This window comes from Salmonella sp. 741265055_HSA, from assembly GCF_046569525.1.
In the GTDB taxonomy this organism is placed as follows: Bacteria; Pseudomonadota; Gammaproteobacteria; order Enterobacterales; family Enterobacteriaceae; genus Salmonella; species Salmonella enterica.
Genome location: NZ_JBKFSQ010000041.1, coordinates 20,521 through 34,897 on the forward strand (window position 1 = coordinate 20,521; position 14,377 = coordinate 34,897).

Genomic DNA, 14,377 nt, shown 5'->3' on the forward strand with positions numbered 1-14,377 from the left:
GAGTAGTATTTTATGGCGGATAAAGAGCTTAAATTTTTGGTTGTGGATGACTTTTCGACCATGCGTCGTATCGTGCGCAACCTCTTAAAAGAGCTTGGATTTAACAATGTGGAAGAGGCCGAAGACGGCGTCGATGCGCTGAACAAGCTCCAGGCGGGCGGCTTTGGTTTTATTATCTCCGACTGGAACATGCCGAACATGGATGGCCTGGAGCTGCTGAAAACCATTCGCGCCGATAGCGCCATGTCGGCGTTACCCGTGTTGATGGTCACGGCGGAAGCCAAAAAAGAGAATATTATCGCCGCCGCACAGGCTGGCGCCAGCGGTTATGTCGTAAAACCGTTCACCGCAGCGACTCTGGAAGAGAAGCTCAACAAAATCTTTGAGAAACTGGGCATGTGAGGATGCGATGATGATGCAACCATCTATCAAGCCTGCTGATGAAGGCTCAGCAGGAGACATCATTGCGCGCATCGGTAGTCTGACCCGAATGCTGCGCGACAGCCTGCGTGAACTGGGGCTGGACCAGGCGATTGCCGAAGCGGCGGAGGCGATCCCTGATGCGCGCGACCGTCTGGATTACGTCGTCCAGATGACGGCGCAGGCGGCGGAACGCGCGCTAAACAGTGTCGAAGCCTCGCAGCCGCATCAGGATGCGATGGAAAAAGAGGCGAAAGCGCTAACCCAACGTTGGGACGAGTGGTTTGACAATCCGATCGAGCTTTCCGACGCCCGTGAACTGGTGACGGATACGCGCCAGTTTCTCAGGGATGTCCCGGGCCATACCAGCTTTACTAACGCGCAACTGCTGGACATCATGATGGCGCAGGATTTCCAGGATCTGACGGGTCAGGTGATCAAACGCATGATGGACGTGATTCAGGAGATTGAACGCCAGTTGTTAATGGTGCTGCTGGAAAACATCCCGGAACAGAGCGCGCGACCAAAACGCGAGAACGAAAGCTTGCTCAACGGCCCGCAGGTGGATACCTCGAAAGCTGGCGTCGTTGCCAGTCAGGATCAGGTGGACGACCTGCTGGACAGTCTTGGCTTTTAAGCTTTTTTGACCTGATGGCGCGGCGCTTATCGGGTCCGAATCCGTCAACCCGGCCGGATACGAGACTTTCTTATCGTATCCGGCTATCTCTATTAACGCCATAAACCCCGCCTTTTTTACCGCTTACTCTGCCCATTGGCGTAAAGCGGTTCTGGCATCATTCTCGCTTATCAATCTATCCAGGGTTTGCTGCGTGGCAGAAGAGAGCGACGACGACAAAACAGAAGCCCCCACACCCCACCGACTTGAAAAAGCGCGGGAAGAAGGGCAGATCCCCCGTTCCAGAGAACTGACCTCACTGCTGATATTGCTGGTGGGCGTTTGTATTATTTGGTTCGGCGGCGAGTCGTTAGCGCGGCAGCTGGCGGGAATGCTCTCAGCAGGCCTGCACTTCGATCACCGTATGGTGAACGATCCTAACCTGATCCTGGGGCAGATAATTTTGCTGATTAAAGCGGCGATGATGGCACTGCTACCGCTCATCGCGGGCGTGGTGCTGGTGGCGCTTATCTCGCCGGTTATGCTTGGCGGCCTGATTTTTAGCGGTAAGTCGCTACAGCCAAAATTTTCTAAATTAAACCCGCTGCCGGGAATTAAGCGCATGTTTTCGGCGCAGACCGGCGCGGAACTGCTAAAAGCGGTGTTGAAATCCACGCTGGTCGGCTGCGTTACCGGCTTTTATCTCTGGCATCACTGGCCGCAAATGATGCGCCTGATGGCGGAGTCGCCGATCGTCGCAATGGGGAATGCGCTGGATCTGGTTGGACTCTGCGCGTTACTGGTGGTACTGGGCGTGATTCCAATGGTGGGATTTGACGTGTTTTTCCAGATCTTTAGCCACCTGAAAAAATTACGCATGTCGCGGCAGGACATTCGCGACGAATTTAAAGAGAGCGAAGGCGATCCGCATGTTAAGGGTAAAATTCGCCAGATGCAACGCGCCGCCGCGCAGCGCCGCATGATGGAAGATGTGCCGAAAGCGGACGTCATTGTCACCAACCCGACGCACTATTCCGTGGCGCTGCAGTATGACGAAAACAAAATGAGCGCGCCGAAAGTGGTTGCGAAGGGAGCTGGATTAATAGCGCTGCGCATTCGCGAGATCGGCGCTGAACATCGGGTTCCCACTTTAGAAGCGCCGCCGCTGGCGCGGGCACTATATCGCCACGCCGAAATCGGCCAGCAAATTCCCGGGCAGTTATATGCTGCCGTTGCGGAAGTGTTGGCCTGGGTCTGGCAGCTTAAACGCTGGCGGCTTGCGGGCGGGCAACGTCCTCCACAACCTGAGAACCTTCCGGTGCCAGAAGCGCTGGATTTTATGAACGAGAAGAATACTGATGGCTAATCTGGTCGCGATGCTGCGCCTGCCCAGCAACCTGAAATCGACGCAATGGCAAATTCTTGCCGGGCCGATCCTCATTCTGCTGATTTTGTCGATGATGGTGCTGCCGCTACCTGCTTTTATCCTCGACTTATTGTTTACCTTTAATATTGCGCTATCGATCATGGTGCTGCTGGTGGCGATGTTTACCCAGCGTACTCTGGATTTTGCCGCGTTTCCGACCATCCTGCTGTTTACCACGCTACTGCGTCTGGCGCTTAACGTGGCCTCAACGCGTATTATTTTGATGGAAGGGCATACCGGCGCGGCGGCGGCGGGAAAGGTAGTGGAGGCGTTCGGTCATTTCCTGGTCGGCGGTAACTTCGCGATCGGGATTGTGGTTTTTATCATCCTCGTCATTATCAACTTCATGGTCATCACCAAAGGCGCCGGACGTATTGCCGAAGTCGGCGCGCGCTTTGTGCTGGATGGTATGCCCGGTAAGCAAATGGCGATTGACGCCGATCTTAATGCCGGTCTGATTGGTGAAGACGAGGCCAAAAAACGGCGTTCAGAAGTCACTCAGGAAGCAGATTTCTACGGCTCGATGGACGGGGCAAGTAAATTTGTACGCGGCGACGCCATCGCCGGTATTCTCATCATGGTCATTAACGTGGTCGGCGGGCTGCTGGTCGGCGTATTGCAGCACGGAATGAGCATAGGCAGCGCGGCGGAAAGCTACACCCTGCTGACCATTGGCGACGGCCTGGTCGCCCAGATCCCGGCGCTGGTTATCTCCACGGCGGCGGGCGTCATTGTGACCCGCGTCAGTACCGATCAGGATGTAGGCGAGCAGATGGTTGGCCAACTGTTCAGTAATCCAAGGGTGATGCTGCTGGCGGCGGCGGTGCTGGGGCTGCTTGGCATGGTGCCTGGAATGCCTAACCTGGTATTTTTACTCTTTACCGCCGCTTTGCTCGGCCTGGCATGGTGGCTGCGCGGGCGTGAAGAAAAAGCGCCGGAGGAGCCGCAGCCGGTAAAAATGCCGGAAAATAACTCGGTGGTCGAAGCCACCTGGAATGACGTACAGCTTGAGGATTCACTGGGAATGGAAGTGGGCTACCGCCTGATCCCGATGGTGGATTTTCAACAGGATGGTGAATTGCTCGGACGTATTCGCAGCATTCGTAAAAAATTCGCGCAGGATATGGGGTTCCTGCCGCCGGTGGTCCATATTCGCGACAATATGGATTTACAGCCTGCGCGCTACCGTATTTTGATGAAAGGGGTAGAGATCGGCAGCGGGGACGCCTATCCGGGACGTTGGCTGGCTATTAACCCCGGCACGGCGGCGGGAACGCTACCGGGCGAGAAAACCGTCGATCCAGCTTTTGGCCTTGATGCCATCTGGATTGAAAGCGCCCTGAAAGAGCAGGCGCAAATTCAGGGCTTTACCGTTGTTGAAGCCAGTACCGTTGTGGCGACGCACCTTAACCACTTGATTGGCCAATTCTCCGCCGAACTGTTTGGCCGCCAGGAAGCGCAGCAACTGTTGGATCGTGTCTCTCAGGAGATGCCTAAACTCACGGAGGATCTGGTCCCCGGCGTCGTGACCCTCACGACTTTACACAAAGTCCTGCAAAACTTATTGGCGGAAAAAGTCCCGATTCGCGATATGCGCACCATTCTGGAAACGCTGGCGGAACATGCGCCGTTACAAAGCGATCCGCATGAATTAACCGCCGTGGTACGCGTGGCATTAGGACGAGCGATTACGCAACAGTGGTTCCCCGGTAATGAAGAAGTGCAGGTGATTGGCCTGGATACCGCGCTGGAGCGTTTGCTGCTTCAGGCATTGCAGGGCGGCGGTGGACTTGAGCCAGGGTTGGCGGATCGCCTGCTGGCGCAGACGCAAGAGGCGCTTTCTCGCCAGGAGATGCTTGGCGCGCCGCCGGTATTACTGGTTAACCATGCGCTACGTCCATTATTGTCCCGCTTTTTGCGGCGCAGTTTACCGCAGCTGGTGGTGTTGTCGAACCTTGAGCTTTCCGATAACCGTCATATCCGCATGACGGCGACCATTGGAGGAAAATAATGCGTAAATGGCTGGCGTTGTTGCTCTTTCCCCTGACGGTTCAGGCCGCAGGCGAAGGCGCGTGGCAGGATAGCGGTATGGGTGTAACCTTAAATTACCGGGGTGTTTCCGCATCGTCTTCGCCATTGTCGGCGCGTCAGCCGGTTTCCGGTGTGATGACGCTGGTCGCCTGGCGTTATGAACTGAATGGCCCGACCCCCGCGGGCTTACGGGTACGTTTATGTTCCCAGTCCCGTTGCGTAGAACTTGATGGTCAGAGTGGCACGACCCACGGTTTTGCTCATGTTCCCGCAGTCGAGCCGCTCCGCTTTGTCTGGGAAGTCCCCGGCGGCGGCCGGCTTATCCCGGCGTTAAAAGTGCGGAGCAACCAGGTGATTGTGAACTACCGCTAACCGCCCCTTTCTTTGCCAGGTAGCAGACCTGACTCTCTTTTTGAATAAATAGAAACGCTGTTTTATAAAATGGTGAGGTAGGTTGCCGGACTCTTTGCGTTTTTGCCATTTACGCTCTGGCAATGGCAGAAACAAAAAGGTTTCCGCCCAGCTTAGCTTTTACTGTAGCGAATCGACTGCGTCGGCGGTAAAACTGCACGCAGCACTGAATTCGACATTACACAGAGGTTAAGCAAATGATGGTTTATCCAGTCAAACACAGTCCGCTATTGCGTCAGCCTGAGCATTTTATCGCCAGAGATGAACTAAAAGCCCTGGTGCAAAAGGTGACGCATAACCTGGTCAATATTAAAGATGAGACAGGCGAATTTTTATTGCGACTGGACGACGGACGCGTGATCGATACTAAAGGCTGGGCCGGATGGGAGTGGACGCACGGCGTGGGCCTGTACGGAATGTATCACTATTACCAACAGACCGGCGACCAGACGATGCGTAAGATCATTGATGACTGGTTTGCCGATCGTTTTGCGGAAGGCGCGACGACGAAAAACGTTAATACGATGGCGCCGTTTTTAACGCTGGCGTATCGCTATGAAGAGACGCGTAATCCAGCGTATTTACCGTGGCTGGAAACGTGGGCCGAATGGGCGATGAATGAAATGCCCCGTACCGATCACGGCGGAATGCAGCACATCACGCTGGCGGAGGAAAATCATCAGCAGATGTGGGACGACACGCTAATGATGACGGTGCTGCCGCTGGCGAAAATCGGTAAGCTGTTGAGCCGGCCGGAATACGTGGAAGAGGCAACCTATCAGTTCCTGCTACACGTGCAGAATTTGATGGATAAAGAGACGGGGCTGTGGTTCCACGGCTGGAGCTATGACGGTCATCATAACTTCGCTAACGCTCGCTGGGCGCGCGGCAACAGCTGGCTGACCATTGTGATCCCGGATTTTCTTGAACTGCTGGACTTGCCGGAAAATAATGCCGTGCGCCGTTACCTGGTCCAGGTACTGAATGCGCAGATCGCCGCGCTGGCGAAATGTCAGGATGAAAGCGGTTTGTGGCATACGCTGCTTGACGATCCGCACTCTTATCTTGAGGCGTCGGCGACGGCGGGTTTTGCCTACGGTATTCTTAAAGCGGTGCGCAAACGCTATGTCGGGCGGCACTATGCGCAGGTGGCGGAAAAAGCTATCCGGGGGATAGTGAAACATATCTCGCCGGAAGGCGAACTGCTGCAAACGTCATTTGGCACTGGCATGGGCCACGATCTCGATTTTTACCGTCATATTCCGTTGACCTCTATGCCTTACGGGCAGGCGATGGCAATGCTGTGTTTGACGGAATATCTGCGTAACTATTTCTGATGTATGCGGATATTCCGGTCGTATCCTTGTCTGATGGCGCTTTGCTTATTTGACTATGGCGCCTGACCCGACTGTGTGGTATCAGCCTGTGGATCAAACAGGTGGTCAAGGATTTTTCGCATGATGGGCGCGGCGGTAACGCCGTCGCTTCCGCCGTTTTCCAGAATCAAGGCAATAGCGACCTTAGGGTTTTTATACGGTGCAAAAGCGGTATAAAACACATGATCGCGCAGGCGAATGGGGATCATTTTCGCGTTGTAGGTCTGATTTTCTTTCAGGCTAAATACCTGCGACGTGCCGCTTTTGGCCGCAATGCCGTAGGGCGCGGTGTGAAAGAACTTATAGCCCGTTCCGTTGGGTGCATTCGCCATGCCATACATCGCCTGACGCACCAGTCCCCAGTATGGCGACGCCGGATCGGCTATCTGTGCCGGTGTTCCTGAAGGGCGATACGGAACCACCGTTTTGCCGCTCTCTTCATTGAGTAACAGGTGAGGGGCAATCACCTTACCGTTGTTGATGAGCGCCACCATCGCTTTTACCATCTGGATGGGGGTGGCAATCCAGTAACCCTGGCCGATGCCGACAGAAATGGTATCGCCCTGATACCAGGCTTTTTTATGGACCCGCTGTTTCCATGCGCGGCTGGGAAGCAGCCCGTCATATTCTTCATTAAGGTCGATGCCCGTCGGTTTGCCATAGCCGAACTGAGACAACATCGTGTCGATACGGTCAATACCCATCATATAAGCGACCTGATAGAAAAAGGTATCCGCAGATTCCTCAATCGCTTTAGTGACATCCAGCATACCGTGTCCGGTTTTTTTCCAGTCCCGGTAATGTCGCTGCGTGCCGGGAAGCGTCCAGGTTGGCGCGCCAAAGAAGGTGGTTTGCGGCGTAATAATCCCGCTTAACAGCGCGGACATCGCCATATAGGGTTTAACCGTTGACGCCGGGGGATAAAGCCCTTGCGTCACGCGGTTGATCAGCGGCAGATTTTTATCGTGCAGCAGTTTGCCGTAATCCTGATAGCTAATGCCTTTTACAAAGGGGTTCGGGTCGTAGCTGGGCATAGATACCATCGCCAGCACTGAACCATCGTGCGGATCTTCAACCAGTACGGCAGCACGCTGCCCGGCCAGCAAACTTTCTATGTACTCTTGTAAATGGAGATCCAGCGTCAGGTGAATATTCTTACCCGCGATGGGAGGAACGTCTTTCAGCAGGCGGACAATACGCCCGTGATTATCCACCTCGACCTCCTGATAACCGGTTTTGCCATGAAGATCGTTTTCGTAGTAACGCTCAATCCCCTGTTTACCGATGTTATGGTCCGCCGCGTAATTCTCTGCCAGCCCTTTTTTATCCAGCGCTTTAAGGTCGTTATCGTTTATCTTTGACACGTAACCGAGCACATGCGCCAGCTCCGCGCCGTAAGGATACTGCCGATCCTGATAGCTATTGATCGTGACGCCGTTGAAATGAAACTGATTGACCGCAAAGCGTGCGATTTCAACATCCGTTAGCGCGTTTTTGAGCACTACCGGACGATAGCGGCTACTGGATTTTAGCGCACGGCGAAAGTCGGCGATATCGTCGGGGGAGAGATCAACAATAGGGGTGAGCTGTTTTAGCAGCGCATCCATATCGGCAATTTTATAGGGCGTAACCGCGATATCATACCAGGTTACGTTACGCACCAGCGGAATGCCGTTGCGATCGTAAATGATGCCGCGCGTGGGCGCGACGGGTAGCATCTTGATATCGTTCTCATTCGAACGGGTAGTGTAGTAGTGGTGCTGACGGATTTGCAAGTTATAGAGGTTGAAGATCAGGATACCAAAGCAGACAACCACTACACCAAACGCCACAATCACACGTCTCAGGAAGAGTTTCTCTTCCGCATCAAAGTCTTTAAAAGTCATTACCTGTACCTGAACAATCCGCCGCCTAATGATACGGGGCGGTCAGCGCCAGCACAGGTAAAAGATGTTCCATCTCTCTATAGAAATGTGTCATTCCTTGTGATTTGTTACAGATATACCGCTGTGGCAATAAAAAGGCCTGAGTCCGTTACCCGGAGTCAGGCCTGATGATGTTAACGACGGCGCGTTTACATGCGTTCTACGGTTTCGATACCCAACGTATCCAGACCCAGTTTCAGCGTCTTCGCCGTCAGTTGCGCCAGTTTTAGGCGGCTATTGCGAACCGCGTCATTCTCAGCGCTGAGAATAGGGCAGTGCTCGTAGAAGCCGGAGAACAGCCCGGCGACGTCATACAGATACGCGCACATGACGTGCGGCGTACCTTCACGCGCGACCACCGTCAGGGTTTCTTCAAACTGCAGCAGACGGGCAGCGAGCTGCGCTTCGCGATCTTCGCTAATGATAACCGGCGCGCTCGCCAGCGCCTGCTCGTCGATGTCCGCTTTACGGAAAACAGACAGCACACGCGTATAGGCATACTGCATATAAGGTGCGGTATTACCTTCGAAAGCCAACATATTATCCCAGTCGAAGATATAGTCAGTGGTGCGGTTTTTTGACAGATCGGCGTATTTCACCGCGCCAATACCGACGGCGTTAGCCAGTTTTTCCAGCTCGTCAGCCGGCATATCCGGGTTCTTCTCCGCCACCAGACGACGCGCGCGCTCCAGCGCCTCATCCAACAGATCCGCCAGTTTCACCGTACCGCCCGCGCGAGTTTTAAACGGTTTACCGTCTTTACCCAACATCATGCCGAACATATGATGTTCCAGCGGAACGGAATCCGGTACATAACCGGCTTTGCGCACAATGGTCCAGGCTTGCATCAGGTGCTGGTGCTGACGGGAGTCAATGTAGTAGAGCACGCGGTCGGCGTGCAGCGTTTCGTAACGGTATTTGGCGCAGGCGATATCGGTAGTGGTATACAGATAACCGCCATCTTTCTTCTGAATAATGACGCCCATCGGGTCGCCTTCCTTGTTTTTAAACTCATCAAGGAAAACCACCGTTGCGCCTTCGCTTTCAACCGCCAGGCCTTTGGCTTTCAGATCGGCGACAATGCCCGGCAGCATCGGATTATACAGACTTTCGCCCATCACATCGTCACGCGTCAAAGTGACGTTCAGGCGATCATAGGTGATCTGGTTTTGCGTCATCGTGATATCAACCAGCTTACGCCACATCTCACGGAAATAGGCATCACCGCTCTGCAATTTGACGACGTAGTTACGCGCGCGCTCGGCAAACGCTTCATCTTCGTCATAATGCTTTTTCGCATCGCGGTAAAATCCTTCGAGATCCGCCAGCGCCATGTCGCCCGCGTTTTCCTGCTGCTGTTTTTCCAGCCAGGCGATAAGCATACCGAACTGGGTGCCCCAGTCGCCGACGTGGTTAGCGCGAATAACATGATGGCCCAGAAACTCCAGCGTGCGCACTGCCGCATCGCCGATAATCGTGGAGCGTAGATGACCGACGTGCATCTCTTTCGCGACGTTGGGCGCGGAGTAGTCGACGACAATCGTCTGGCGAGTCGGCTGAGAAACGCCCAGACGTTCGGAGGCCAGCGCCTGTTGCACCTGTTCAGCGAGAAAAGCCGGTTCGAGGAAAATATTGATAAAGCCAGGGCCGGCGATTTCAACCTTGCTGGCGATGCCGCTGAGATCCAGATGAGTCAGCACCTGCTCTGCAAGTTGTCGGGGGGCCATACCCAGTTTTTTCGCAACTGCCATCATGCCGTTGGCCTGATAGTCGCCGAACTGAACTTTGGCTGACTGACGAACCTGGGGCTCGCAATCTGCAGGCGCGCCTGCAGCAATCATGGCCTGACTAACTTTTTCTGAGAGAAGAGCCTGAATATTCACCGGAATACCTTACGTTTATGAAGCGGACTGTATTGCCCGCGCCAGTTTAAGAATTAGGGCGGGAGTATACTGCAAATGCCCGTTGGCGTCAGCATTGCGCGCGCGGCGCGTCGCCTGAAATATACGCAACAATAATCTGCATAAGCATTCAATAAACGCCCAATCAAATCAAAGGTTGGTTGCCGGGGCGCAACAGCGTAAATTAGCGGTTTTCACAGCAAGAAGAGCGTCCTGATATGGCGAACTGGCAACACATTGACGAACTGCATGATATTTCCGCAGATTTACCGCGATTCACTCTGGCGTTCAGAGAACTTTCCACTCGCCTTGGTCTGCAGATTAGCGCCCTTGAGGCCGATCACATTTCATTGCGCTGTCACCAGAATACGACGGCGGAGCGTTGGCGTCGCGGTTTTGAACAATGCGGCGAGCTACTGTCGGAAAATATCATCAACGGCAGGCCGATTTGTCTGTTTAAACTGCATGAGCCGGTATGTGTGGAACACTGGCGGTTTTCTGTTATTGAATTACCGTGGCCGGGAGAAAAACGCTATCCACACGAAGGGTGGGAGCATATTGAAATCGTGCTGCCCGGCGAGCCGGAGACCTTGAACGCGAGGGCCCTGGCGTTGTTGTCGGATGAGGGGCTTAGTCAGCCGGGGATAGTGGTTAAAACCAGTTCGCCACAGGGCGAGCATGAACGTTTGCCAAACCCTACGCTGGCCGTGACCGATGGCCGCGTCACGGTAAAATTTCATCCATGGTCGATTGAAGCGATTGTCGCCAGCGAACAGGCGGCCCATTAACCTGCCGAGCGGAGTGAATATGGCGTTACTTGAGATCTGTTGTTACAGCATGGAATGCGCGCTCAGCGCACAGCGAAACGGCGCGGATCGTATCGAACTGTGCGCCGCGCCGAAAGAAGGGGGGCTTACGCCTTCGCTGGGCGTCTTACGCAGCGTGCGCGAGCATATTACGATTCCCGTACATCCGATTATTCGTCCTCGCGGCGGGGATTTTTACTACACTGACGGCGAATTTGCCGCCATGCTGGAAGATATCCGCCTCGTCAGAGAGTTGGGTTTTCCCGGGCTGGTTACTGGCGTGTTGACCGTTGATGGGGATGTCGATATGTCGCGAATGGAAAAAATAATGGCGGCGGCCGGACCGCTGGCGGTGACATTCCACCGCGCCTTCGATATGTGCGCTAATCCCTTCAATGCGCTAAAGAATCTGGCTGACGCAGGCGTAGCAAGAGTACTGACTTCCGGGCAAAAAGCCGATGCGGCGCAAGGTTTATCAATAATTATGGAACTTATTGCCCAGGGGGATGCTCTAACCATTATGGCTGGTGCGGGGGTTCGTGCAAATAACCTGCAGAATTTCCTCGATGCCGGAGTACGGGAAGTACACAGTTCCGCCGGAGTCTTACTGCCTTCGCCGATGCGCTATCGCAATCAGGGGTTATCGATGTCTGCCGATATACAGGCGGACGAGTATTCTCGCTATAGGGTAGAGGGTGCGGCGGTCGCTGAAATGAAAGGAATCATTGTTCGCCATCAGGCCAAATGATTTTTACCGTTGCATCATGTCGCCCAATATGATGCTTGCTCGTACCAGGCCCCTGCCAATTCAACAGGGGCCTTTTTTTCTCCTCCATATTTCAAGCCGCAGCAGCGTTGGCCGCCTCGCGTACCCCGGTCACGTAGCTACCTACGTTCCCGGGGATTTGCTGCGTTGCCGCCTTGCTGCAACTTGAACTATTTTGGAGAAAATGTGCCCCCAGTCAAAAATGACTAGGGTTTACGCGCAATCAATACCGCGCGCTGCGGGGCGGGGTAGCCTTCTACCGTTTTACTGTGGTCGTTCGGGTCGAGGAAATCGGCCAGCGACTCGGTAACCATCCATTCGGTACGGCGCTGCTCTTCGGTGGTAGTGACGCAAACGTCAGCGATACGCACATCAATAAAGCCGCATTTTTCCAGCCATTTTTTTAATGCCGGCGCGGAAGGAATAAAATAGACATTACGCATCTGGGCATAGCGATCCCCGGGCACCAAAACGGTATTTTCGTCGCCGTCGACGACCAGCGTTTCCAGTACCAGCTCACCCTCGTTGACCAACTGATCTTTTAACTGCCACAGATGCTCCAGCGGCGAGCGACGGTGATAAAGCACCCCCATCGAGAAGACGGTATCAAATGCTTTCAGCGCCGGGAGTTGTTCAATGCCTAACGGCAGCAGATGCGCGCGCTGATCGTTACCCAACAGTTTACGCACCGCCTCAAACTGGCAGAGGAAAAGCTGCGTAGGATCGATGCCGACCGCCAGATGTGCGCCTGCGCCAATCATCCGCCACAGGTGATAGCCGCTGCCGCAGCCGACATCAAGGATTGTCCGGCCGGTTAAATCTGACAGATGCGGCAGTACGCGATCCCACTTCCAGTCGGAGCGCCATTCGGTATCAATATCTACGCCATAAAGCGAGAACGGGCCTTTACGCCACGGCATCAGATTACGCAGCAATGTATCAATACGCTTTAGCTGACCTTCGCTGAGCGGCGTTTCGCTTTCCGCCGTGACGCTGTGCAGTAAATCCAGCCGCCAGGGCGTCATTTCCGGTAAAAATTCTACCGCGTTCGACCACTGTTTAAACAAGCCATGCTGCTGCTCGCGTTGCCAGGCGGCAATCTGCGCGGGCAATGTTTCCAGCCAGTGGGAGAGATGATTTTTAGCAATGAGCTGATAAAAGTTACCAAACTCGATCATGCGGCAACTCCGGCTTTTAACGCGACAAGCGACCCGAAATTAAAGCACTGGAACCACAGTTCACTGTGTTCGAAACCCGCCTGACGCAGGCGCGCTTTATGTGTTTCCACCGAGTCGGTGAGCATCACGTTTTCCAGCATACTGCGCTTCTGGCTGATCTCCAGTTCGCTGTACCCATTCGCGCGTTTAAAATCGTGGTGCATGTTGAATAACAGCTCGCCCACTTTCGCGTCTTCAAAGCTAAATTTTTCCGACAGTACCAGCGCGCCGCCGGGATTCAACCCCAGGTAAATCTTATCCAGCAATGCCTGGCGTTCGGCAGGTTCAAGGAATTGCAGGGTAAAATTCAGCACCACCATCGAGGCGTTTTCAATAGTGATATCGCGGATATCGCCTTCAACGACTTCAACCGGCGTTGGCGCTTTATATGCATCAATATGGCGGCGGCAGCGTTCAATCATGGCCGGGGAGTTATCGACGGCGATAATGCGACAATGCTCATGGCGGATATTACGCCGAACAGACAGCGTCGCGGCGCCCAGCGAGCAGCCCAGATCGTAGACCTGCGTGTTCGGCTGCACAAAGCGTTCAGCTAACATGCCGATCATGGAGATGATGTTGGAGTAGCCTGGTACCGAACGCTGAATCATGTCGGGGAAAACTTCGGCTACTCGTTCATCAAAAGTCCAGTCGCCGAGACGGGCGATAGGCGCAGAAAAAAGCGTGTCGCGGTGAGACATAACGTATACATCCGGGAAAAATAAAGGCGCATATTGTGCGCTAATACAGGGAGAAAACCAACTCCCAGGGCATATACCACAGGTTTGCCAGCACCATCAGCAACAATGCGCACCAGGTCGCGCTCATCCCCGCCCGCCGCCAGCGGAACAGGCGGTGGTGAAAACCGTAATAATGCATCAGCCGACCGGCGATTAAAATGATGCCGCAGATATGCACCATCCACGTTTCGGCGCCGTTCATTTCCATAAACAGCAGCAGCGCCAGCGCGACCGGAATATATTCCACCGCGTTGCCATGAATACGGATGGCGCTTTGCAATTCGCTAAAACCGCCGTCGCCATAGGCGACACGGTATTGCATTCGCAAGCGAACGACATTAAAAGAGAACTTCATTAATAATAACGCACCCAAAACGGCATACAGCGCGCTTACCATACAAACTCCCTTTTAAAATGGCTGATGGCACTGTCTATGATAGGGGGCATTTTCAGAAAAGAGAAGATTGCTGTGGAATGGACGGAGCAGTGCCGATTTCCGGTAAGACGCTGCGCAAATCATGCCAAAGCGTATTCACCAGTTCCGGCGCCTGCGCGATATCCGGAGTATGTAAAAACATAAAAGGCGTGGTGGTCTGCCGCCACTGCGGGAGTTTCTGCAACCAGGCGGCGAAAAATTCACGGTTTTGCGCCATATTATCGCTACCGATAAAACGCACCATCGGATGACTAAATAGCTGCGCCTAATACCGCTACACTTTTGCCAGACCATGTTTCCCTCCGG

13 protein-coding genes and 1 pseudogene are annotated in these 14,377 nt (G+C 54.1%); 8 read left to right on the top strand and 6 right to left on the bottom strand.

The window, feature by feature from the left end; all coding sequences use genetic code 11:
* The first annotated feature begins 12 nt into the window (after positions 1 to 12).
* From cheY to ACLD4K_RS18785, 6 genes are all read left to right on the top strand, one after another.
* Positions 13 to 402 (top strand): chemotaxis response regulator CheY, encoded by a 390-nt coding sequence (gene cheY, locus ACLD4K_RS18760; protein ID WP_000763861.1) that lies wholly within the window; start codon positions 13 to 15, stop codon positions 400 to 402.
* 10 nt (positions 403 to 412) lie between these two features.
* On the top strand, positions 413 to 1,057 hold the full coding sequence (gene cheZ / locus ACLD4K_RS18765; protein WP_000983586.1) for a protein phosphatase CheZ: 645 nt from the start codon (positions 413 to 415) through the stop codon (positions 1,055 to 1,057).
* A gap of 193 nt (positions 1,058 to 1,250) precedes the next feature.
* Complete coding sequence (gene flhB / locus ACLD4K_RS18770; protein WP_000797081.1) at positions 1,251 to 2,402, top strand: flagellar biosynthesis protein FlhB; 1,152 nt, start codon at positions 1,251 to 1,253, stop codon at positions 2,400 to 2,402.
* Positions 2,395 to 4,473, top strand: a complete 2,079-nt coding sequence (gene flhA / locus ACLD4K_RS18775; RefSeq protein ID WP_000002386.1) for a flagellar biosynthesis protein FlhA — start codon at positions 2,395 to 2,397, stop codon at positions 4,471 to 4,473. Before flhB ends, flhA begins: the two co-directional genes overlap by 8 nt.
* Positions 4,473 to 4,865, top strand: coding sequence for a flagellar protein FlhE (flhe, locus tag ACLD4K_RS18780; RefSeq protein WP_001233619.1), 393 nt, complete (start codon positions 4,473 to 4,475; stop codon positions 4,863 to 4,865). Before flhA ends, flhe begins: the two co-directional genes overlap by 1 nt.
* A 236-nt stretch (positions 4,866 to 5,101) precedes the next feature.
* Positions 5,102 to 6,241 carry a glycoside hydrolase family 105 protein gene (locus tag ACLD4K_RS18785; protein ID WP_411012325.1) on the top strand — a complete coding sequence of 380 codons (1,140 nt, stop codon included), beginning with the start codon at positions 5,102 to 5,104 and terminating at the stop codon, positions 6,239 to 6,241.
* A 53-nt stretch (positions 6,242 to 6,294) separates the two neighbouring features.
* Here ACLD4K_RS18785 and mrdA read toward each other — a convergent pair whose 3' ends face one another.
* The gene (gene mrdA / locus ACLD4K_RS18790) at positions 6,295 to 8,166 is read right to left on the bottom strand and encodes a penicillin-binding protein 2 (RefSeq protein WP_031601848.1); all 1,872 of its coding nucleotides are present in this window, start codon (positions 8,164 to 8,166) and stop codon (positions 6,295 to 6,297) included.
* A 188-nt stretch (positions 8,167 to 8,354) separates the two neighbouring features.
* Positions 8,355 to 10,088 (bottom strand): arginine--tRNA ligase, encoded by a 1,734-nt coding sequence (gene argS / locus ACLD4K_RS18795; RefSeq protein ID WP_001025363.1) that lies wholly within the window; start codon positions 10,086 to 10,088, stop codon positions 8,355 to 8,357.
* Positions 10,089 to 10,324: 236 nt separating this feature from the next.
* On the opposite strand from argS, the gene ACLD4K_RS18800 reads away from it, so the two are divergent.
* Positions 10,325 to 10,894: a VOC family protein gene (locus tag ACLD4K_RS18800; RefSeq protein WP_000024796.1), complete on the top strand. Its 570-nt coding sequence runs from the start codon at positions 10,325 to 10,327 to the stop codon at positions 10,892 to 10,894.
* Positions 10,895 to 10,913: 19 nt separating this feature from the next.
* A complete protein-coding gene (cutC, locus tag ACLD4K_RS18805; protein WP_411012326.1) occupies positions 10,914 to 11,660 on the top strand; it encodes a copper homeostasis protein CutC in 747 nt (248 codons plus the stop codon).
* Positions 11,661 to 11,884: 224 nt separating this feature from the next.
* On the opposite strand, the gene cmoB is transcribed toward cutC, so the two are convergent.
* From cmoB to ACLD4K_RS18825, 4 genes and pseudogenes are all read right to left on the bottom strand, one after another.
* Positions 11,885 to 12,856: a tRNA 5-methoxyuridine(34)/uridine 5-oxyacetic acid(34) synthase CmoB gene (cmoB, locus tag ACLD4K_RS18810; RefSeq protein WP_183059909.1), complete on the bottom strand. Its 972-nt coding sequence runs from the start codon at positions 12,854 to 12,856 to the stop codon at positions 11,885 to 11,887.
* On the bottom strand, positions 12,853 to 13,596 hold the full coding sequence (cmoA, locus tag ACLD4K_RS18815; RefSeq protein WP_000019609.1) for a carboxy-S-adenosyl-L-methionine synthase CmoA: 744 nt from the start codon (positions 13,594 to 13,596) through the stop codon (positions 12,853 to 12,855). The genes cmoB and cmoA overlap by 4 nt, the downstream gene beginning before the upstream one ends.
* Positions 13,597 to 13,636: 40 nt before the next feature.
* Positions 13,637 to 14,032: an MAPEG family protein gene (locus tag ACLD4K_RS18820; RefSeq protein ID WP_116722740.1), complete on the bottom strand. Its 396-nt coding sequence runs from the start codon at positions 14,030 to 14,032 to the stop codon at positions 13,637 to 13,639.
* Between the two features lie 52 nt (positions 14,033 to 14,084).
* Positions 14,085 to 14,324: pseudogene (locus tag ACLD4K_RS18825) on the bottom strand (hypothetical protein); the annotation flags it as partial.
* Positions 14,325 to 14,377: the final 53 nt, after the last annotated feature.

Coding starts and splice junctions, on each gene's coding strand:
- ACLD4K_RS18785 (WP_411012325.1), top strand. CDS start 5,102: ATGATGGTTTATCCAGTCAAACACAGTCCGCTATTGCGTCAGCCTGAG.
- cheY (WP_000763861.1), top strand. CDS start 13: ATGGCGGATAAAGAGCTTAAATTTTTGGTTGTGGATGACTTTTCGACC.
- ACLD4K_RS18820 (WP_116722740.1), bottom strand. CDS start 14,032: ATGGTAAGCGCGCTGTATGCCGTTTTGGGTGCGTTATTATTAATGAAG.
- mrdA (WP_031601848.1), bottom strand. CDS start 8,166: ATGACTTTTAAAGACTTTGATGCGGAAGAGAAACTCTTCCTGAGACGT.
- ACLD4K_RS18800 (WP_000024796.1), top strand. CDS start 10,325: ATGGCGAACTGGCAACACATTGACGAACTGCATGATATTTCCGCAGAT.
- flhA (WP_000002386.1), top strand. CDS start 2,395: ATGGCTAATCTGGTCGCGATGCTGCGCCTGCCCAGCAACCTGAAATCG.
- cmoA (WP_000019609.1), bottom strand. CDS start 13,596: ATGTCTCACCGCGACACGCTTTTTTCTGCGCCTATCGCCCGTCTCGGC.
- cutC (WP_411012326.1), top strand. CDS start 10,914: ATGGCGTTACTTGAGATCTGTTGTTACAGCATGGAATGCGCGCTCAGC.
- cheZ (WP_000983586.1), top strand. CDS start 413: ATGATGCAACCATCTATCAAGCCTGCTGATGAAGGCTCAGCAGGAGAC.
- flhe (WP_001233619.1), top strand. CDS start 4,473: ATGCGTAAATGGCTGGCGTTGTTGCTCTTTCCCCTGACGGTTCAGGCC.
- cmoB (WP_183059909.1), bottom strand. CDS start 12,856: ATGATCGAGTTTGGTAACTTTTATCAGCTCATTGCTAAAAATCATCTC.